Origin of the sequence: Allokutzneria oryzae, assembly GCF_042429765.1 — a bacterium.
GTDB classification, from domain to species: Bacteria; Actinomycetota; Actinomycetes; order Mycobacteriales; family Pseudonocardiaceae; genus Allokutzneria; species Allokutzneria oryzae.
On the sequence record NZ_JBHLZU010000002.1, the window covers coordinates 612,410 to 631,880 of the forward strand.

The following is a 19,471-nucleotide window of genomic DNA, read 5'->3' on the forward strand; positions in this document are numbered from 1 at the left end:
CGGACGTAGGATGCATGGGTCATCCGCCGCGAGCTTTGCTGAGACCTGCTTCGCAGGGGCGAGCATGTAGTTGAAAGGGCCAACCGTGACCTCCAGTGAGACCCCTCGCGCTGAGGCAGACCAGACCGTGGACCAGGTGACCGGCACGGCCCGGGTCAAGCGCGGCATGGCCGAGATGCTCAAGGGCGGTGTGATCATGGACGTGGTCACGCCGGAGCAGGCCAAGATCGCCGAGGACGCCGGCGCCGTCGCCGTCATGGCGCTGGAGCGCGTGCCCGCCGACATCCGGGTCGAGGGCGGCGTCGCCCGCATGAGCGACCCGGACATGATCGACGGCATCATCGGCGCCGTGTCCATCCCGGTGATGGCCAAGGCCAGGATCGGGCACTTCGTCGAGGCGCAGGTGCTGCAGTCCCTCGGCGTGGACTACATCGACGAGTCCGAGGTGCTGACCCCGGCCGACGAGGCCAACCACATCGACAAGTGGCCCTTCACCGTGCCGTTCGTCTGCGGCGCCACCAACCTGGGCGAGGCCCTGCGCCGCATCGCCGAGGGCGCTGCCATGATCCGCTCCAAGGGCGAGGCCGGCACCGGCAACGTGGTCGAGGCGACCAGGCACATGCGCCAGATCCGCGCCGACATCCGCCGCCTGACCGTGTTGGACGAGGCCGAGCTCTACGCCGCGGCCAAGGAGCTGCGGGCGCCGTTCGAGCTGGTCAAGGAGGTGGCGCAGGCGGGCAAGCTGCCGGTCGTGCTGTTCACCGCCGGTGGCATCGCCACCCCGGCCGACGCCGCGATGATGATGCAGCTCGGCGCCGAGGGCGTCTTCGTCGGCTCCGGCATCTTCAAGTCCGGTGAGCCCGCCAAGCGCGCCGAGGCCATCGTGAAGGCGACCACCTTCCACGACGACCCCGACGTGATCGCCAAGGTCTCCCGCAACCTGGGCGAGGCCATCGTGGGCATCAACGTCTCCGAGCTCCCGGAGACCCAGCGCCTGGCCGCCCGCGGCTGGTAAACATCGCGTCACAGAAGCACAACGAAGCCCTTGCGTCCACTGTGGACGCAAGGGCTTCGTTGTGCATCCACCACGGACGTGCCGCCGTTCGGCCGAACGACAACGCCCGTCCTCCGAGTGACGATTGATCATCGCCGGACCGGGGGGAGCTGTTGTGGACCGAGAGTTCGTGACGACGCTGGCGCGAGACGTGGTGGCCGCTCGCGCGCCGGAGGAGCTGCCGTTCTTCGCCGCGACCAGCGCGGCGTACTTCCGCGACCCGCGCAGGGCGCTCGCCGGGCGCACGCGCTCCGACGAGGTGCTCGGGTCCGGGTTGGACACGGCGGTCGCGTTGCTGTCGCCGGTCGCGCTCGCCGTGGCCACCGCCGTCTACGAGACGCTGACCCAGAAGACCGGGGAGCTCGTCGTGGAGCGCGGTGGGCGGCTGCTCGGGCGGCTCGGCCGGAAGCTGCGGCGCAAGAAGCAGGAACCGCCGCTGGTCGAGGCTCCCGCCGAGCTCTCCGACGAGGAGATCGGCCAGGTGCGCGCCGCCGTGGAGAAGCGGGGCGCCGCGCTGGGGTTGTCCCCGGACCAGGTCGAGCTGCTGGCCGACGCGGTGGTCTTCAGCCTGCGCCGGACCGACGGCCCCACCACCGACTGACCGCCGTGACGGGGGTGGTGGGGGCGCGGAACCCCCCTGCCGGGACCACGGTGCGGTTCGGTCTGCTCATCGCGTTGGCCGTCGGCGTGACGGTGCTGGTGTACGTGCTGGTGATGCCGCCGGGCCTGCTGTTCAACAACACCGTGCAGACCCAGTGCCAGGTGGTGTCGGGGCTCTACCTCGACGACCAGGACATCAGTCCGTTCCAGGTGGACCGGATCAACGCGGACGCCCAGCGGCTGCGTGAGTGCCTGTCGCAGTACCTCCCGCTGCGCCTGCCCTGGCTGGCCGGCGGCCTGCTCGGGCTGGGCGGGCTCGCGGCGCTGGTCTACCTCTCCCTGCCGCGCTGGCGGATCCGCCGGTCCGGCCTGGTCCCGCTCGACCTCTCGCCGGAGCTGGCCGCCGAGCTGGCCGGGCTCGTCGAGCGCGCCGGGCTGCGGCGCCCGCCGACCTTCCTGGTCGATCCGGTCAACCCCAACACCGGTGGGGTCGCGTTCGGCACCCGGCGGCGGCCGCTGGTGTGCCTGGACGCCGGTCTGGTCACCCGGTTCCGGTGGGACCCGGCGTACTTCCGGGTCGTGGTGCTGCACGAGCTGGCTCACCTGCGCGACAACGACGTGCCCATCACCTACCTCACGATCGCGGTGTGGCGCTCGTTCCTCGTTGTCGGGCTGCTGCCGTTCCTGGCGGTGCTCCTCGACCCCTGGCTGACCAGCTCCACACCGTTCGAGTCGCCTTTTCCGTTGTGGGCGAGGGGATACCTGCTCGATGTCAGTGTGATCCTGATCCAGGTCCTCGCGTTGGTGCTGGCGGTTCTGTTGTCCCGCAACGCCGTTCTGCGCTCGCGGGAGTACCACGCCGATGACCGGGTGGCGAGCTGGCTCGGTCGTTCCGCGCCGGGCCAGGTGCTGGCCACCGTGCGCGGGACGAGGCTGCGGTGGAGCGCGCCACTGGGCAAACACCCCTTGCCCAGCAAGAGGATCAGCGCGGTCGCGGAGCCGGTCCGGTTGCTGCGGCCGGGGTTCTGGGAGGCCGTCGCGGCGGGTATCGCCATTCAGGTCGCCTGGCGCACGGTCGTCCTCGCGATGACCAACATCGGGCAGGGCGGCTCGTTCGCGTTGGGGTTGCTGGGAACCGTGTGGGGCATCGGTGTCGCCACCGTGATCGTGCTCGCCGGTGCCAGGTACGCCGCATTCCGCGCCGGAGGCGGTTCGCGGCACGTGCTCGTGCTGACGCCGCTCGGGCTCACCGCGGGGATCTGGGCGGGTCAGTACATCGGGGTGTTCAGCGCTGCTCCGGACATCACGCTCCTGGAGTTGGGCGTGCTCGCCGTTCTCGTCATGGTGCTGGCCGCCCTGATGTGGTGGGTCGCGCACTGCGCCGACCTGATCGGCGCGCTGGCCAGGCCTCGCGTCCGGGTGCTGGCGTGGGCGGCCGTGGTGGCGACCGTGCTTTCCTTCTGCGTCAGCGGGTTGAACTGGATGAGCGCGCCGAGGATCACCGGCGAGGTGCTGGTCAACACGGTCAGCGCGTTGGGGGTGGGCTCGCAGCGGCTGGTCGAGAGCGCGCGCTGGACGGTGCTGGACGACGCGCTCAACACCGTGCTCGGAGCGCCGTTCCTGCACCTGTTCGTGGGAGCGCCTCTGGTGACCGTCCCGCTCGTGTTGGGTTGGGCGATTCCGTTGGTGCTCAAGCGCGACGGCGCGGCTCTGCGGCCCGCGATCCGCGTCGGCCTGGCCGGTGCCGCGGTCTGGCTGGTGGCGGAGCTCGTCCTCCGTGGCTCGGCCGGGGCGACGGTCGCCGACGCGCAGCGGGTGTCCGACGGGTTCCGGTGGGTGTTGGTCCTGTGGGAGAACAGCGCGCTCGCGCTCGTGCAGTTCGTGGTTGTCGTGCTGTTGGCCGCGAGGCGCCTGAGCGTGGTGACCGCCCTGTTCGGTGCGGCGGTGACCGGGTTGTCGGCGGTGCTGTTGTTGTGGGTGGTCCGTTCCTTCGAGGGCTGTTTCCCTTCGCTGGTGGTGTTTTCCGGGCGGTGTCCGCAGCCGGTTTCGCCTTCGGTTCCCGCGATCAGCCTCGGGCTCGTCGTTGTGCTCTGCGTGGTGGTGCTGCCGTTCGCCTTGCTGTTGGGGCGTCTGCTGGCGCGTCGCAGGCCGGACCTGGCTCCCGACAGCGGGCGGACCCGGCTGGTTCCCTTTGTGGTGGCCGGAGTCGCGGTCGCCTTGCTGGCCGCTTACCGGCCGGACGGAGGCCCAGGGCCGATCGAGAAGGTGACCGAGGCCGAACGCGGCGTGCCCCTCGCCGAGCGCGAACAGGCGCTGGCGACCTGGGCGAGAGGGGGCGGGGCCGGGCACATCCTGGTGCTCATCAAACACGCGGGGGAGTACCGGGAAGCGTTGGTGCGCAACGATCCCAACGCGTTCCTCCAAGCCTGCTCCGCGCTCGTGGCGGCGAGCGAGCAGGCCAGGAGGTTCCCGTCGCCGCCCGGCGGCACCAGCTCGCGGCTGTGGTCATCGGCGCTCGATGAGTACCTGGCAACGGGCACGGTCTGCCGGGACGTGATGACGGGCGTGAACGCCCGGCCCGGACGGCTTGAGCTGTCCCGGTCGCACCTGCACAACGCGACCGAGCTGCTCAACGCCTTCGGTCAGCCACTCGTCACCCGTTAGATGTGCTCCATGACGAGCACCGCGACCGAGCCCGCCTCCAGGGCCTCGTACAGGTGCGGGACGTCGCCGGGGAAGGACGCGTAGTCGCCGGGGCCCAGCTCGACGAGGTTGTCGACCGGGCCGGTGCGGACGCGGCCCGCGCTGACCACGAAGTGCTCGACCGAGCCTGGGATGTGCGGGTCGGCGTTGCGCACCGCGCCGGGTTCCAGCGTCAGCACGTAGATGTCACGCCGCGCGCCCGGCGGGCAGGTCGAGAGCAGCGTGCCGGTGTACTGCGCCTGTTCGGAGCGCATGACCGGGCCCTCGCCCGCGCGCACCACGCGGACCCTGGGCGTCGGCGGGTCGACGAGGCGGCTGAACGGCACGCCCAGTGCCACGCCCAGCGCCCACAGCGTCTCCACGCTCGGGTTGCCGCTGCCGGACTCCAGCTGCGACAGCGTCGACTTGGCCACGCCCGCGCGCTTGGCCAGCTCGCTCAGGGAGATGCCGACGCGGTCGCGTTCCCGGCGCAGCGATGCCGCGATGGTCTCCAGCGGTGGTGGGGGTCCGTCGAGCTCGGCCATGTGTTCGCTCCAGCGGTCCGACTGTTCGGCTTGACGAACACCCGATCGGGTGTTCACCATGGAAGGCGATGCGTTCGATATGGCGAACATTAGACCGTGGCCTGGTGCGTGACGTCGCCGCCCTGGCCGCAGCCGTTGCCGTCGTCGGGGCGTCCTTCGGGGCGCTGGCCGTGGCGGCCGGGGTCCCGGTGTGGCTGGCGATGGCGATGTCGCTGCTGGTCTTCGCCGGTGGCTCGCAGTTCATGGTGGTCGGCGTGATCGCGGCGGGCGGAACCCCGTTCGCCGCCGTCACCGCCGCGCTGCTGCTCAACCTCCGGCACCTGCCGTTCGGCCTGGTGGTCGGCGAGGTGCTCGGCCGCAACCGCGCCGCCCAGCTGCTCGGCGCGCACATCATGATCGACGAGTCGGTGGCCTTCGCCATGGCGCAGCGCGACCCCGACCGCGCCCGCGCCGCGTACTGGGCCTGCGGCATCGCGCTGTTCTGCGCGTGGAACCCCGCCGTGCTCATCGGCGCCTACCTCGGAGAGGCGATGGGAGATCCCGCCCTCTTCGGCCTGGACGCGGCGTTCCCCGCCGCGCTGTTCGCGCTGCTGCTGCCCCAGCTGCGCGAACCGGGACCCCTGCGGGTTGCGGTCGGCGGTGCCGTGCTCGCCCTGGTCGCGACCCCGTTCCTGCCCGCGGGGGTCCCCGTGCTCGTCGCGCTGCTCGGCGTCGCCCTCGCCCTGCCGCTGCCCAGACTGGAGAAGGCCCGATGACGCTCACCACCGTGCTGGTGCTGGCCGGGGGCACCTACGCGATCCGGCTCGGCGGGGTGCTGCTGCGCGAGCGCGTCTCCGTGCCCGAGCACGTCAAGCGGATGTTCGCTTTGTCCGCTATCGCGTTGCTGGCGGCGCTGTTGGCCACCAACGCTTTGGTCGACGGCGAAGGATTCGCGGGTTGGGCACGTGCACTAGGAGTCGGCGCGGGCGCGCTACTCGCGGTGGCGAGACTGCCGTTCGTGGTCGTCGTCATTGGCGCGGCCGTCACCACTGCTGGCCTGCGCCTTATCGGACTTTCTTAAGAAAGGCCTGATTATTACTGAGAGTGTCGAAGCAGTTGTAGGATTTACATGTTTTCCCCTTTTCGAGGGGGTGGCGTAACCTCCGGGCTGACGTGTGGTTACTTTCCACACCACCGTGTCGCCGGTGTCGAGGCCAGGCGACGCTCAACGAGAACAACGCCTGTGGAGGCTTCTCGCCATGAGTTCCTCAATAAAGCCTGAGCTCGATGACGCGATCGAGTCGAATGACGGCTATGCCAAGTCGCTGAGCAAGCGCCAGGTCCAGATGATTGCGATCGGCGGCGCGATCGGTGTCGGTCTCTTTCTCGGAGCGGGCGGAAGGCTCGCCCAGGCCGGTCCCGCGCTGATTCTGTCCTACGCGGTCTGCGGTATTGCCGCGTTCTTCGTGATGCGCGCGCTCGGCGAGCTCGTCCTGCACCGTCCGGTCGCGGGCAGCTTCGTGGAGTACGCCCGCGAGTTCATCGGCCCGTGGGCCGGGTTCACCTCCGGCTGGATGTACTGGGTCAACTGGGCGATGACCGGCATCGCCGAGATCACCGCCGTGGCGATCTACGTCTCGCTCTGGGCGCCGGACTTCCCGCGCTGGGCCACCGCGCTGATCACCCTCGTCGTGCTGCTCGCGGTCAACCTGCTCAGCGTCAAGCTGTTCGGTGAGCTGGAGTTCTGGTTCTCCGTCATCAAGGTGACCGCGATCGTGGTCTTCCTCTTCGTCGGCCTCAGCCTGGTGATCACCAACGCCGACATGGGCGACGGCATGCACGCCAGCGTCTCCAACGTGGTCGCGCACGACGGTCTCTTCCCCGCGGGTCTGCCGGTGGTGCTGCTGACCTTCCAGGCGGTCATCTTCGCCTACTCGGCCATCGAGATGGTCGGCATCGCGGCCGGCGAGACCAAGGACGCCAAGTCCGTGCTGCCCAAGGCGATCAACGGCGTGGTCTACCGGATCGGCATCTTCTACGTCGGCTCGGTGCTGCTGCTGACGATGGTGCTCCCCTGGACCGCGTACTCCGCGGGCGAGAGCCCCTTCGTGACCGTGTTCTCCCGGCTGGGCTACCCCGCCGCGGGCCACATCATGAACCTCGTGGTGCTCACCGCCGCGATGTCCTCGTGCAACTCCGGCCTCTACTCCACCGGCCGCATCCTGCGCTCGCTCGCGGAGAAGCGCGAGGCGCCGTCCTTCGTCGGCAAGATGAGCTCCCGTCACGTGCCCTACGGCGGCGTCATCTTCACCGCCGTGGTCTACGTGCTCGGCGTCTTCATGAACGCGTGGGTCCCGCAGGAGGCGTTCGACATCGCCACCTCCGTCGCCTCGCTCGGTGTGATCGCCACCTGGATCACGCTGCTGTACTGCCAGATCAGGCTCAAGAGGAAGGCCGACGCCGGTGAGATCGAGCGTCCGTCGTACCGGATGCCCGGAGCGCCGGTGACCAACTGGCTCAGCATCGGCTTCCTGGTGCTGGTCGTGGTGTCGATGGGCTTCACCGACGGGCCGGAGAAGATCGCCTTCTACCTGATCCCGGTGCTGGCGGTCGTGCTCTTCGTCGGCTGGAAGATGGTCAGCGCCCGGCAGCGCAAGAACGCGGCGCTGATGGCCTCGGCCTCGGACGCGGCCGCCGCGGCCGAGGCGGGCAAGCTCGCCGGCGCCGTCAAGCGCAACGACCCCGACGAGGAGAACCAGCCGGTTGGCTGATCTTCAGGGCGAACTCCTAGGCTGGTGACCCGACCGGCCTAGGAGTTCCGTCGTTTTTGGGAGGTAGGACGCGTGTCCACCGCACAGCCCGTCATCGGGGTGCTCGCGCTGCAGGGTGACGTCCGCGAGCACCTGCTCACCTTGGCCGAGTGCGACGTGCTCGCCAGGCCGGTGCGCAGGGCCGAGGAGCTGGCCGAGGTGGACGGCATCGTGATCCCCGGAGGGGAGTCCACCACGATGAGCCGCCTGCTCGACGTCTTCGAGCTGCGGGAGCCGCTGCGCGAGCGGCTGGCCGCCGGGCTGCCCGCCTACGGCTCCTGCGCCGGGATGATCATGCTGGCCAGCAAGGTGCTCGACGGCCGCGCCGACCAGCACCCGCTCGGCGCGGTGGACATGACCGTGCGCCGCAACGCCTTCGGCCGCCAGGTCGACTCCTTCGAGGCCGACCTGGACCTCGCGGGGGTGGGCGCGGTGCACGCGGTGTTCATCCGCGCCCCGTGGGTGGAGTCGGCCGGTGCCGGGGTCGAGGTCCTGGCCAGGGTGCCGGAGTCCGCGAGCGCCGGGGAGGCCGCCGGTAGGATCGTCGCGGTTCGGCAGGGCCCGGTGCTCGCCACCGCCTTCCACCCGGAGCTGACCGGGGACGGCCGGGTGCACCGCCTGTTCACCGAGATGGTGCGTTCGGCCTGAGTCGGGCGTCCGCCGACCGACCGGAGAAGTCTGCGATCGCCGTCGTCGCCGACGGCTGGACCTGGAGGAGAGATGAGCGGCCACTCCAAGTGGGCCACCACGAAGCACAAGAAGGCCGCCATCGATGCCAAGCGAGGCAAGCTCTTCGCGAAGCTGATCAAGAACATCGAGGTCGCCGCGCGCACCGGTGGCGGTGACCCCGACGGCAACCCCACGCTCTACGACGCCATCCAGAAGGCGCGCAAGAGCTCGGTGCCGCTGGACAACATCCAGCGGGCGGTCAAGCGCGGCTCCGGCGCCGAGGCGGGCGGAGCGGACTACCAGACGATCATGTACGAGGGCTACGGCCCCAACGGCGTCGCCGTGCTGATCGAGTGCCTCACCGACAACCGCAACCGCGCCGCGGGCGAGGTGCGCACCGCGATGACCCGCAACGGCGGCAACATGGCCGACCCGGGCTCGGTGGCCTACCTGTTCAACCGCAAGGGCGTCGTGCTGCTGCCCAAGGGCGAGCTCAGCGAGGACGACGTGCTCGGCGCGGTGCTGGACGCGGGCGCGGAGGAGGTCAACGACCTCGGCGAGAGCTTCGAGGTGGTCTCGGAGCCGACCGACCTGGTCGAGGTGCGCACCGCGCTGCAGAAGGCGGGCATCGACTACGACTCGGCGGAGGCCAACTTCGTCCCGGACATGAGCGTCCCGGTGAACGTCGACGGCGCGCGCAAGGTGCTCAAGCTGATCGACGCGCTGGAGGACTGCGACGACGTGCAGAACGTCTTCTCCAACGTCGACATCTCCGACGAGGTCATGGCCGAGCTCGACGACTGAGGCCCCAGCTCGATGGACACCGCGCCGGGCGCTCCGCCCGGCGCGGTTTCTTCATGCTGTGGCAAGGCTGTTACACCGATGGGTGGTCATCGCCCGGCAGAATGGCGACGTGCCGAGTTTGTCCGTACTCCCCGTGTCACAGTCCGTACCCCCTCGCCGGGCGGAGGCCGTGCGATGACCCAGCTGGAGCAGAGCGACGAGGACCTGCGCCGGTGGCTGCTGGAGACCACCGAGGCGCACGGCACCGCCGTGATCCAGATCGAGGGCGAGGACCACCCGCCCTACGCGTTCTCCGTCGGCGCGTGGCGCCGGTTCGGGCTGCCCGAGGTGGTCGCGATCGGGCTGCCGCCCGAGGTCTCCGAGGTCGTGATCAACGACTACGTGTCCAGGGCCAGCATGGGGGAGCGGTTCTCGCCCGGCGGGGTCTACGGCGGCTTCCTGGTGGACTGCCCCGTCACGTTCGAGCGGGTGGCCAAGCCGTACTACCCGCAGTTCTTCGGCAGCGCCTTCCTGCTGCACCCCGCGGGGGACTTCCCCGCGCTGCAGATGGTGGCGCGCACCCCGGACGGGCACTGGCCGTGGTCCGCCGACGCGCCGCCCGGCTTCGCCGAGTACCAGCCGGTGCTCACCGATTCGGGTTCGCCCGAAAGTTGGACTCCCGGCGTCGACGGTCCCTGACGCTGGCGCCCCATTCGAACGTGTGTTCGAATGGGGCTGTCCAGCAAAGGGAGATGGAGTCGATGTGTGACATGTGCGGCGGGTCCTCGACGGAGGACGTGCGCAGGAAGCTGATGCGGCAGGTCGCCGAGCACGACTACACGATGGTCGCCGTCCAGGCGGAGCACGATCCCTACCTCGACCGGGTCCAGCCCGGGTTCGTGTACTCGGTGGGACTGTGGTGCATGCACCGCGCGCCCGAGGTGATCGTGATCGCCCCGCGGCCGCTCGCCGCGGAGCTGGTGCGGTGCTACGCCGAGCGGATCATCGCCGGGGAGACCTTCGAGCCGGGGGTCGGCTACGACGGGTTCTTCGGGGACTACCCGGTGATGTTCGAGTTCGTCGGTCCCCGGCTGTACCCGGAGTGGCTGGCGTCGGGGTTCTTCCTCTACCCGGACGGGGAGTTCCCGGTGCTGCAGATGCTCTGGCCGGACGAGGACCGGGTGTGGCCGTGGCAGGCCGGCGCCGACCCGCGGCTGCGGGCCGCGCAGCCGGTGCTCACCGACAGCGGGGCGCCCGAGACCTGGCTGTCCGGGATCACCGGGCCCTGACCCGACCCGCTCGCGGGGTCGGGCGCCTTCCCGCGTGTCCCCGTGCCCGCCCGCCGCGCCCGCCCCGTATGGTTTCGAACGAGTGTTCGGCAGGGCTGGTTGGCGGGAGTGGTGACGGCGTGCGGGTGCTGGGAGTCGACCCCGGGCTGACCCGGTGCGGGGTGGCCGTCGTCGACGGCGGCACCGGCCGGTCCGTGCGCTTCGTCGACGTCGGCGTGGTGCGCACCCCCGCCGAGCTCGACCTCGCCAAGCGGCTGCTGCTGGTGGCCGACGGGGTCGAGGAGTGGCTGGACCGGCACCGCCCGCAGGTCGTGGCGATCGAGCGGGTCTTCAGCCAGAACAACGTCAGCACGGTGATCGGCACCGCGCAGGCCGCCGGTGTGGTGGCGCTGTCCGCCGCCCGCAGGGGCCTGCCGGTCGCCTTCCACACGCCGAGCGAGATGAAGACCGCCATCACCGGCTCCGGCCGCGCCGACAAGGCCCAGGTGACGCTGATGGTGACGCGGTTGCTCGGGCTGGCGGAGCCGCCGCGGCCCGCCGACGCCGCGGACGCGCTCGGCCTGGCCATCTGCCACCTGTGGCGCTCGCCGATGCAGTCCCGGCTGGCCGAGGCCAGGTCGCGGGCCGCGGAGCTCGGCCGCGCGCACCAGGCCCGGCTCGCCGCGGCGGCGAGGACCACCGCCCCCGGCACCGCCGGTAAGGTGCGCGCCGCCACCCTGGCCGAGCGCGAGCGGAACAGGAAAGGGACTACTCGGTGATCTCCTCGGTACGCGGCACGGTGCTCTCGGTCGGCCTGGACCACGCCGTGGTCGAGGTCGGCGGGGTCGGCCTCGCCGTGCACACCATCCCGGCGACCCTGGCCACCCTGCGCCGGGGCGAGCAGGCGCAGCTGGCCACCACGCTGGTCGTGCGCGAGGACTCGCTGACGCTCTACGGCTTCGCCGACGCCGACGCGCGGATGCTGTTCGGGCTGTTGCAGACCGTCTCCGGGGTCGGCCCGAGACTGGCGCTGTCCGCGCTCGCGGTGCTCGAACCGGAGGCGCTGTGCCGGGCGCTGTCCGACGGCAACATCACCACGCTCACCCAGGTCCCCGGCATCGGCCGCAAGGGCGCCGAGCGGCTGATCATCGAGCTGCGCGACAAGGTCGGCGCGCTCACCCCCGCCGCCGACACGACGGCCCCCGCCCCCGCCGCGGGCCAGTCGCGGTCCCAGGTGGCCGAGGCGCTCGCCGGGCTGGGCTTCACCGCCAAGCAGGCCGACCAGGCCGTGGAGTCGGTCATCGCCGACGGCGGGGCCGACCTGGACACCCCCGCGCTGCTGCGCAGGGCGCTGGCCACGCTCGGCCGCAAGCGGTAGGCAGGCGGCGTGACCGACTTCCCCGGCGACCTGGACGAGTTCGGCGAGGCTCCGCTCGACCCCTACGCGGCCCCGGCCGAGCACGACCTGGAGACCAGCCTCCGGCCGCGCACCCTCGGCGAGTTCGTCGGCCAGCAGCGCGTGCGCGAGCAGCTGGAGCTGGTGCTGACGGGGGCGCTGCGCCGCGGCTCGCCCCCGGACCACGTGCTGCTGTCCGGGCCGCCCGGCCTCGGCAAGACGAGCCTCGCCATGATCATCGCCGCCGAGCTGGGCACCGCGCTGCGGGTGACGTCGGGTCCGGCGCTGGAGCGGGCGGGCGACCTCGCGTCGATGCTGTCCAACCTCGCCGAGGGCGACGTGCTGTTCATCGACGAGATCCACCGCATCGCCCGGCCCGCCGAGGAGATGCTCTACCTGGCGATGGAGGACTTCCGGGTCGACGTCGTCGTCGGAAAGGGCCCCGGCGCGACCAGCATCCCGCTGGAGATCGCCCCGTTCACCCTGGTCGGAGCGACCACGCGGTCCGGGGCGCTGACCGGCCCGCTGCGCGACCGCTTCGGGTTCACCGCGCACATGGAGTTCTACGTGCCCGGCGAGCTGGAGCGGGTGCTGCGCCGCGCCGCCGGGATCCTCGGCGTCGACCTGCGGCCCGACGGCGCGCACGAGATCGCCCGGCGCTCCCGAGGCACGCCGCGGATCGCCAACCGGCTGCTGCGCCGGGTCCGCGACTACGCCGAGGTGCGCGCGGACGGCGCGGTCACGCTGGAGGTGGCGCGGGCCGCGCTCAGCGTCTACGACGTGGACGAGCTGGGACTGGACCGGCTGGACCGGGCCGTGCTGAACGCGCTGGTCCGCTCCTTCGGCGGAGGTCCGGTCGGCGTCTCGACGCTGGCCGTTGCCGTCGGCGAGGAACCGTCTACGGTGGAAGAGGTCTGCGAGCCCTACCTGGTGCGGGCCGGGATGCTCGCCAGGACCCCGCGCGGGCGGGTCGCCACCGGGGCCGCCTGGCGCCACCTCGGCATGGAGCCCCCGCCCACCGCGCCGGGTGAACAGCCACCCGCGCAGGTCGAGGACCTCGGCCGTGGCACACTCGGGACCGATAGAACCGAATAATTCGGACGTGACGACACCAGGCGGCGAGCGCGCCGCCGGAGACGAGAACGATGGATCTCTCCTCTTTCATCCTTCCTCTGATGCTCGTTGTCCTTGCGCTTCCGCTGTTCCTCAGCGCGCGCAAGCAGAAGAAGGTGTACGCGGAGATGCAGCAGCTGCAGAACTCCCTCGGTCCTGGTGACCGGGTGATGACCAGCTCCGGTCTGTACGCCACCGTGGTGGACGCCTCCGACGACACCACCATCGAGCTTGAGCTGGCCCCCGGCGTGCACACCACGTGGCTGCGCCAGGCCATCCGCGAGAAGGTCCAGGACCAGGTCGAGGACACCGCGGAGACCGAAGAGGCCGCGGAGACCACGACCGGCACCACCGCCGAGGTCGCGGCGCCTCTCGAGGAGCAAAAGAACAAGTAGGACAAACAGAGCAACAACAGAATGGCCCTGAAAGAGGGCCGGCCTGACGCTATATGCTGCGCCCCCACCCACATGCACATCGGGTGGGGGCGCAAGGCTGTGAGCCGACCCGGGCTCATCAGCTCACACACCACCGTGCTTGAGGAGATCGACCTACCGTGGCACCTCCGGCTGGGCATATCCGTCCAGGGCGATACCTTGGCGCATTCATCCTGATTGTCGGCTTCATGTACTCCCTGGTGTTCTTCACCGGGGACGGCAGGCCGGTCCCGAAACTGGGAATCGATCTCCAGGGTGGCACCAGGGTCACGCTCACCGTGCGCTCGACGGACGGCCAGCAACCGCCCCCGGAGTCCATCGACCGCGCGCGCCAGATCATCGAGCAGCGCGTCAACGGCATCGGGGTCAGCGGCGCCGAGGTGGTGCGCGACGGCAACAACCTGGTCATCACCGTTCCCGGTGAGCGCGGCGACGAGGCCAAGAGCCTCGGCCGGACCGCGGACCTGAACTTCCGCCGCGTCGCGCAGGCCGTGCCGAACCAGCCCGCCGCCCCGCAGCAGCCCACCCCGAGCGGCAAGCCGGGCACGCCCGCGCCGACCACCCCGCCGAACGCCGGTCCGGGCACCACCACGCCGAAGCCGCAGGGCAGGGCCGTTCCCGCCGCCGAGCAGCAGCAGCCCGCCCCGGCGCCCGGCGGCGCCAACGCCGAGGACGTCGCCAAGGCCCGCGCGCTGCGGCAGAGCACCGACCCGCAGGTCCAGGCCCAGGCGCTGGCCACGCTGGACTGCGCCGCCCCCGACCCGCTGCGCGGCCTGGACGACCCGAAGCTGCCGCTGGTCACCTGCGCCGACGACAACAGCGAGAAGTTCGTGCTGGAGCCGGTGTTCCTGCCGGGGAGGGAGATCGCCGACGCGGGCGCGGGCCAGGACCAGAACAGCCCCGGCTTCGTCGTCTCGGTGACCTTCCGCGCCGCGGGCAGCGACATCTGGAGCAAGTTCACCTCGGCCAACGTCGGCAAGCGCGCCGCGTTCGTGCTCGACGGCCGCGTGGTGTCCGCGCCGAACATCAACGAGCCGATCCTGGGCGGCAACACCCAGATCAGCGGCCGGTTCACCCTGCCGGAGGCGCAGGACCTGGCCAACATCCTCAAGTACGGCTCGCTGCCGCTGGCCTTCGACCAGTCCGAGGCCGAGACGGTCTCGGCCACCCTGGGCCTGGCGTCGATGCAGGCCGGCCTGATCGCGGGCGCCGTCGGCCTGGTCCTGGTCTTCGCCTACTGCATGTTCTACTACCGCGCCCTCGGCGTGCTGACCGTGCTCTCGCTCGGCCTGGCCGCGCTGATCATCTACGGCGTGCTGGTGCTGCTGGGCCGCTGGATCGGCTTCACGCTGGACCTCGCGGGCATCGCCGGGTTCATCGTGGCGATCGGCATCACCGCGGACTCGTTCATCGTCTTCTTCGAACGGCTCAAGGACGAGGTCCGCGAGGGCCGGTCCTTCCGCAGCGCCGTGCCGCGCGGCTGGGTCCGCGCCCGCCGCACGATCCTGTCCGCCGACGCCGTCAGCTTCCTGGCCGCCGCGGTGCTCTACATCCTGGCCGTCGGCCAGGTGAAGGGCTTCGCGTTCACCCTGGGCATGTCCACCGTGCTCGACCTCGTCGTCGTGTTCCTGGTGACCCACCCGCTGGTGGCGCTGGCATCCAAGTCCAAGCTGCTGTCCCAGCCCGCATGGTCCGGGCTCGGCGAGGCGCACCGCACCGCGGCCGCGGGCCGCACGTACGCCAAGACGTCCGGCGCGCCGGCCACGAAGGAGGCCTGAGGTGTCCACTCCGGAGACCCCCACCGAGGGCGCCGGTACCCCCGGCAAGCGCCCCAGTGTCTTCAACCGGCTCTACCTGGGCAACGGCGCGTTCGACATCGTCGGCAAGCGCCGCCGCTGGTACGTCTTCACGGTGATCGTGTTCGTGGTCTGCCTCGGCTCGATGCTCTTCCGCGGCTTCAACCTGGGCATCGACTTCGTCGGCGGCACCAAGCTGCAGATGCCCGCCGCCGGGGTCAGCAAGCAGATCAGCGCCGACGAGGCGAAGCGGGTCTTCATCGACGCGCTCGGCGAGGAGCCCGCGACGGTGCAGCTGGCGGGCACCGGCGCCAGCCAGCAGCTGATGATCCGCTCCGAGACGCTCAACGCCGACCAGGTCACCAAGCTCAAGACCGCGCTGGCGGACAAGCTCCAGCCCACCGGCGGCCTCCAGGCGATCAGCGACAGCGCGGTCAGCGGCTCCTGGGGTGGTGAGATCACCAACCAGGCGATCATCGCGCTGATCGTGTTCCTGGTGCTGGTGACGATCTTCCTCGCGGTCTACTTCGAGCGCTGGATGGCCGTCTCCGCGCTGGTGGCACTGATCTTCGACACCACGATCACCGCGGGCGTGTACTCGATCGTCGGCTTCGAGCTGACGCCGGGCACGATCATCGGCCTGCTGACGATCCTCGGTTTCTCGCTCTACGACACCGTGGTCGTCTTCGACAAGGTCAAGGAGAACACCAGGGGCATCCTGGGCCTGACCAGGCGCACCTACGCCGAGGCGTCGAACCTGGCGCTGAACCAGACGCTGATGCGCTCGCTGAACACCTCGCTGATCGCGGTGCTCCCGGTGCTCGGCCTGCTGGTGGTCGGGGTGGGCGTGCTCGGCGTCGGCACCCTCAAGGACCTGGCGCTGGTGCAGATGACCGGCATGATCGCGGGCGCGTTCTCCTCGATCTTCCTGGCGACCCCGCTGCTGGTGGACCTCAAGCTGCTCGACCCGAAGATCAGGCAGCAGGCCGAGCGGGTCGCCGCCCGCAGGGCGAACCTGGCCCGCAAGGCCGCCGCGGCCGACGCCGGCGTCGAGTCCACCGACGACGAGGCGCTGGACGCCGAGCTGCGCAAGGAGGCGGCCTACGCCGCGGCCTCCAGCGTGCCCGCGCGCACCGGCAAGGGACCGGAGTCCCGCAAGGCCCGCCCGACCGGCAAGTCCTCGGGCCGGCCCACCGGGAAGAAGCGCAGGTGAGCTCGCAGGGCCTCGCCGAGGACGTGCGGCGGGTCAGCGGGCTCATCCGCGAGGTGGCGGACTTCCCCCAGGCGGGGGTGCTCTTCCGCGACCTGAGCCCGCTGCTCGCCGACGCCGAGGGGTTCCGGGTGGTCGTGGACGCGATGGCCCTGCACGCCGCCGAGGGCACGGACGTGGTGGTCGGCATCGAGTCCAGGGGCTTCCTGCTCGGTGCCGCCGTCGCGCACAAGCTCGGCCTCGGCGTCGTCGGCGTGCGCAAGCCGGGCAAGCTGCCCGCGGTCGCGCACCGCGTCGACTACGACCTGGAGTACGGCACGGCGGCGCTGGAGCTGCCGGAGGGCACGCTGGCGCCCGGCGCGCGGGCGCTGGTCGTCGACGACGTGCTGGCGACCGGGGGAACAGTCGAGGCGGCCTGCGCGTTGGTGGAGTACGTGGGAGCGGAGGTCTCGGTCGTTTCGGTGGTGATGGAACTCGCCGCGCTGAACGGTCGGGACCGACTCGCCGGGCGGAAGGTGCGGTCGCTGCTCACCGTGTGAGGAGGGCAGCTCGACGTATCGCGATCACGTTCTCCGAAGCACTGGTGAAAAGACGCAGCCCGTCGGAGTTATCCTCGTCTTTCCGGGTCGGGAGTGTGCAGTGGCGACAGCGGGGAGAACGCGGTGAGTCAAGAGGTCGAATCCGCCTCCGCGATGGCGCAACCGGTACCGCAGGAGCGGGCGCCGTCGGCGACCCGCCGCGTCCGGGCCAGACTGGCGCGGCGCATCACCGCCCAGCGGGCCACCTCGGTCAAGCAGGTGCTGGAGCCACTGGCCGCGGTGCACCGCGAGCTGCACCCCAAGGCCGACCTGGCGCTGCTGCAGCGGGCCTACGACGTGGCCGAGGAGAAGCACCGCCACCAGCGCCGCAAGTCCGGTGACCCCTACATCACCCACCCGCTCGCGGTGGCCACGATCCTGGCCGAGCTGGGCATGGACACCACGACGCTGGTCGCGGCGCTGCTGCACGACACCGTCGAGGACACCGACTACTCGCTGGACCAGCTGCGCGAGGACTTCGGCGACGTGGTCGCGCACCTGGTCGACGGCGTCACCAAGTTGGACAAGGTCAAGCTGGGCGCGGCGGCCGAGGCGGAGACCATCCGCAAGATGGTGATCGCGATGGCCCGCGACCCCAGGGTGCTGGTGATCAAGCTCTCCGACCGGTTGCACAACATGCGCACGATGCGCTTCCTGCCGCCGGAGAAGCAGGCCCGCAAGGCGCGGGAGACGCTGGAGGTGCTCTCCCCGCTCGCCCACCGCCTCGGCATGGCCACGGTGAAGTGGGAGCTGGAGGACCTGGCCTTCGCCATCCTCCAGCCGAAGAAGTACGACGAGATCGTGCGCCTGGTCGCCAACCGCGCGCCGTCGCGGGACACCTACCTGCGCACGGTGATCCAGGAGATCTCGGCCAACCTCGACGCCGCGCGCATCGTGGCGAAGGTGGAGGGCCGCCCCAAGCACTACTACTCCATCCACCAGAAGATGATCGTCCGCGGCCGCGACTTCGACGACATCCACGACCTGGTCGGCGTGCGCATCCAGCTGGACGAGGTCCGCGACTGCTACGCCGCGATGGGCGTGGTGCACGCGCTGTGGCAGCCGATGCCGGGCCGGTTCAAGGACTACATCGCGCAGCCGCGCTTCGGCGTCTACCAGTCGCTGCACACCACGGTGATCGGGCCGGACGGCAAGCCGCTGGAAGTGCAGATCCGCACGCACGAGATGCACCGCACCGCGGAGTACGGCATCGCGGCGCACTGGCGCTACAAGGAGACCAAGGGCTCGCACGCGGGCCGCTCCGTCGAGGTCGACGAGATGGCGTGGATGCGCCAGCTGCTGGACTGGCAGCGCGAGGCGGCCGACCCCGGCGAGTTCCTGGAGTCGCTGCGCTACGAGCTGGCAGGGCGGGAGATCTTCGTCTTCACCCCCAAGGGCGACGTGATCACGCTGCCCGCGGGCTCCACACCGGTGGACTTCGCCTACGCGGTGCACACCGAGGTGGGGCACCGCTGCATCGGCGCGCGCGTCAACGGCAGGCTGGTCGCGCTGGAGCGCAAGCTGGAGAACGGTGAGGTCATCGAGATCTTCACCTCGAAGGCCGAGGGCGCGGGGCCGTCGCGGGACTGGCTGTCCTTCGCCGCATCGCCCAGGGCCAAGGCGAAGATCAAGCAGTGGTTCGCCAAGGAGCGCCGCGAGGAGGCGATCGAGGCGGGCAAGGACGCCATCGCCAAGGAGGTCCGCCGCGTCGGCCTGCCGATGCAGCGCCTGGTGTCGGTGGACTCGATGACCGCGCTCGCCCGCGAGCTGCGCTACCACGACGTCAGCTCCCTCTACGCCGCCGTCGGCGAGGGCCACGTCGGCGGGCGGTACGTGGTGCAGCGGCTGCTGGCGGTGCTCGGCGGGGTCGAGCACGCCGAGGAGGAGCTCGCCGACCGGTCCACCCCGTCCACGGTGCAGCGGCGTCGCGGCACGGACGCGGGTGTGGTGGTCAAGGGCGTCACCGACGTGTGGGTGAAGCTGGCCCGCTGCTGCACCCCGGTGCCGGGCGACCAGATCCTCGGCTTCGTCACCCGGGGCGGCGGGGTCAGCGTGCACCGCACGGACTGCACCAACGCCGACGAGCTCCAGGCGTCGCCGGAACGGCTGCTGGAGGTGGAGTGGGCGCCGTCGGCCTCGTCGATGTTCCTGGTGTCCATCCAGGTCGAGGCGCTCGACCGGCACCGGCTGCTCTCCGACGTGACCAAGGTGCTGGCGGACGAGCGGGTGAACATCCTCTCGGCCTCGGTGACCACCTCGCGGGACCGGGTGGCGGTCAGCCGCTTCGCCTTCGAGATGGGGGACCCGAAGCACTTGGGCCACGTGCTCAAGGTCGTCCGCAACGTCGAGGGCGTCTACGACGTGTACCGGGTGACCTCGGCGAACTGATCGACCTTTCGGCGCTGCAAAACAATTGCACCTGAGTTCGACCAAGGCCGAACTCAGGTGTGGCTTTTCCCGAGTTGCCACGTCACGCTCCTGTGCAGTCCGCGCGCGCACTTCATGCCGCGCACTCCCAGGTGAGGTGGGTTCAGCCGGTTGCTCCGGCGGTGGC

General features: G+C 70.8%; 19 protein-coding genes. 18 read left to right on the forward strand and 1 reads right to left on the reverse strand.

The window, feature by feature from the left end; all coding sequences use genetic code 11:
- Positions 1–127 precede the first annotated feature (127 nt).
- The 3 genes from pdxS to ACFFQA_RS03175 all read left to right on the forward strand — a co-directional run bounded on the left by pdxS (position 128) and on the right by ACFFQA_RS03175 (position 4,318).
- Positions 128–1,015: a pyridoxal 5'-phosphate synthase lyase subunit PdxS gene (gene pdxS / locus ACFFQA_RS03165; protein WP_377850213.1), complete on the forward strand. Its 888-nt coding sequence runs from the start codon at positions 128–130 to the stop codon at positions 1,013–1,015.
- Positions 1,016–1,169: 154 nt separating this feature from the next.
- Positions 1,170–1,655 (forward strand): hypothetical protein, encoded by a 486-nt coding sequence (locus ACFFQA_RS03170; RefSeq protein WP_377850029.1) that lies wholly within the window; start codon positions 1,170–1,172, stop codon positions 1,653–1,655.
- A gap of 5 nt (positions 1,656–1,660) precedes the next feature.
- Positions 1,661–4,318 (forward strand): M48 family metalloprotease, encoded by a 2,658-nt coding sequence (locus ACFFQA_RS03175; protein ID WP_377850030.1) that lies wholly within the window; start codon positions 1,661–1,663, stop codon positions 4,316–4,318.
- Here ACFFQA_RS03175 and ACFFQA_RS03180 read toward each other — a convergent pair.
- Positions 4,315–4,881, reverse strand: coding sequence for a helix-turn-helix domain-containing protein (locus ACFFQA_RS03180; RefSeq protein ID WP_377850031.1), 567 nt, complete (start codon positions 4,879–4,881; stop codon positions 4,315–4,317). The two genes, ACFFQA_RS03175 and ACFFQA_RS03180, sit on opposite strands and share 4 nt — an antisense overlap.
- Before the next feature lie 104 nt (positions 4,882–4,985).
- On the opposite strand from ACFFQA_RS03180, the gene ACFFQA_RS03185 reads away from it, so the two are divergent.
- The 15 genes from ACFFQA_RS03185 to ACFFQA_RS03255 all read left to right on the forward strand — a co-directional run bounded on the left by ACFFQA_RS03185 (position 4,986) and on the right by ACFFQA_RS03255 (position 19,305).
- Positions 4,986–5,636: an AzlC family ABC transporter permease gene (locus ACFFQA_RS03185; protein ID WP_377850032.1), complete on the forward strand. Its 651-nt coding sequence runs from the start codon at positions 4,986–4,988 to the stop codon at positions 5,634–5,636.
- The gene (locus ACFFQA_RS03190; RefSeq protein WP_377850033.1) at positions 5,633–5,941 is read left to right on the forward strand and encodes an AzlD domain-containing protein; all 309 of its coding nucleotides are present in this window, start codon (positions 5,633–5,635) and stop codon (positions 5,939–5,941) included. The genes ACFFQA_RS03185 and ACFFQA_RS03190 overlap by 4 nt, the downstream gene beginning before the upstream one ends.
- Before the next feature lie 178 nt (positions 5,942–6,119).
- Positions 6,120–7,631: an amino acid permease gene (locus ACFFQA_RS03195; protein WP_377850034.1), complete on the forward strand. Its 1,512-nt coding sequence runs from the start codon at positions 6,120–6,122 to the stop codon at positions 7,629–7,631.
- 72 nt (positions 7,632–7,703) lie between these two features.
- A complete protein-coding gene (gene pdxT, locus ACFFQA_RS03200; RefSeq protein ID WP_377850035.1) occupies positions 7,704–8,318 on the forward strand; it encodes a pyridoxal 5'-phosphate synthase glutaminase subunit PdxT in 615 nt (204 codons plus the stop codon).
- 72 nt (positions 8,319–8,390) lie between these two features.
- Positions 8,391–9,143: a YebC/PmpR family DNA-binding transcriptional regulator gene (locus ACFFQA_RS03205; protein WP_377850036.1), complete on the forward strand. Its 753-nt coding sequence runs from the start codon at positions 8,391–8,393 to the stop codon at positions 9,141–9,143.
- A 174-nt stretch (positions 9,144–9,317) separates the two neighbouring features.
- Positions 9,318–9,821, forward strand: coding sequence for a DUF4262 domain-containing protein (locus ACFFQA_RS03210; RefSeq protein ID WP_377850037.1), 504 nt, complete (start codon positions 9,318–9,320; stop codon positions 9,819–9,821).
- Between the two features lie 53 nt (positions 9,822–9,874).
- A complete protein-coding gene (locus ACFFQA_RS03215) occupies positions 9,875–10,411 on the forward strand; it encodes a DUF4262 domain-containing protein (protein WP_377850038.1) in 537 nt (178 codons plus the stop codon).
- A gap of 119 nt (positions 10,412–10,530) precedes the next feature.
- Complete coding sequence (gene ruvC, locus ACFFQA_RS03220) at positions 10,531–11,169, forward strand: crossover junction endodeoxyribonuclease RuvC (protein ID WP_377850039.1); 639 nt, start codon at positions 10,531–10,533, stop codon at positions 11,167–11,169.
- Positions 11,166–11,768: a Holliday junction branch migration protein RuvA gene (gene ruvA / locus ACFFQA_RS03225; protein WP_377850040.1), complete on the forward strand. Its 603-nt coding sequence runs from the start codon at positions 11,166–11,168 to the stop codon at positions 11,766–11,768. The genes ruvC and ruvA overlap by 4 nt, the downstream gene beginning before the upstream one ends.
- Before the next feature lie 30 nt (positions 11,769–11,798).
- Entirely contained in the window at positions 11,799–12,881 is a 1,083-nt protein-coding gene (gene ruvB / locus ACFFQA_RS03230; RefSeq protein WP_377850214.1) for a Holliday junction branch migration DNA helicase RuvB, read from the forward strand.
- A gap of 80 nt (positions 12,882–12,961) precedes the next feature.
- Positions 12,962–13,294 carry a preprotein translocase subunit YajC gene (yajC, locus tag ACFFQA_RS03235; protein ID WP_377850041.1) on the forward strand — a complete coding sequence of 111 codons (333 nt, stop codon included), beginning with the start codon at positions 12,962–12,964 and terminating at the stop codon, positions 13,292–13,294.
- A gap of 158 nt (positions 13,295–13,452) precedes the next feature.
- Positions 13,453–15,111 (forward strand): protein translocase subunit SecD, encoded by a 1,659-nt coding sequence (gene secD, locus ACFFQA_RS03240; RefSeq protein WP_377850042.1) that lies wholly within the window; start codon positions 13,453–13,455, stop codon positions 15,109–15,111.
- A 1-nt stretch (position 15,112) separates the two neighbouring features.
- The gene (gene secF, locus ACFFQA_RS03245; RefSeq protein ID WP_377850043.1) at positions 15,113–16,342 is read left to right on the forward strand and encodes a protein translocase subunit SecF; all 1,230 of its coding nucleotides are present in this window, start codon (positions 15,113–15,115) and stop codon (positions 16,340–16,342) included.
- The gene (locus ACFFQA_RS03250; protein WP_377850044.1) at positions 16,339–16,878 is read left to right on the forward strand and encodes an adenine phosphoribosyltransferase; all 540 of its coding nucleotides are present in this window, start codon (positions 16,339–16,341) and stop codon (positions 16,876–16,878) included. The genes secF and ACFFQA_RS03250 overlap by 4 nt, the downstream gene beginning before the upstream one ends.
- Positions 16,879–17,031: 153 nt before the next feature.
- Positions 17,032–19,305, forward strand: coding sequence for a RelA/SpoT family protein (locus ACFFQA_RS03255; protein WP_377850215.1), 2,274 nt, complete (start codon positions 17,032–17,034; stop codon positions 19,303–19,305).
- Positions 19,306–19,471 lie beyond the last annotated feature (166 nt).

Coding starts and splice junctions, on each gene's coding strand:
- ACFFQA_RS03180 (WP_377850031.1), bottom strand. CDS start 4,881: ATGGCCGAGCTCGACGGACCCCCACCACCGCTGGAGACCATCGCGGCA.
- ACFFQA_RS03190 (WP_377850033.1), top strand. CDS start 5,633: ATGACGCTCACCACCGTGCTGGTGCTGGCCGGGGGCACCTACGCGATC.
- ACFFQA_RS03195 (WP_377850034.1), top strand. CDS start 6,120: ATGAGTTCCTCAATAAAGCCTGAGCTCGATGACGCGATCGAGTCGAAT.
- ACFFQA_RS03205 (WP_377850036.1), top strand. CDS start 8,391: ATGAGCGGCCACTCCAAGTGGGCCACCACGAAGCACAAGAAGGCCGCC.
- ACFFQA_RS03210 (WP_377850037.1), top strand. CDS start 9,318: ATGACCCAGCTGGAGCAGAGCGACGAGGACCTGCGCCGGTGGCTGCTG.
- ACFFQA_RS03215 (WP_377850038.1), top strand. CDS start 9,875: ATGGAGTCGATGTGTGACATGTGCGGCGGGTCCTCGACGGAGGACGTG.
- yajC (WP_377850041.1), top strand. CDS start 12,962: ATGCTCGTTGTCCTTGCGCTTCCGCTGTTCCTCAGCGCGCGCAAGCAG.
- ACFFQA_RS03255 (WP_377850215.1), top strand. CDS start 17,032: ATGGCGCAACCGGTACCGCAGGAGCGGGCGCCGTCGGCGACCCGCCGC.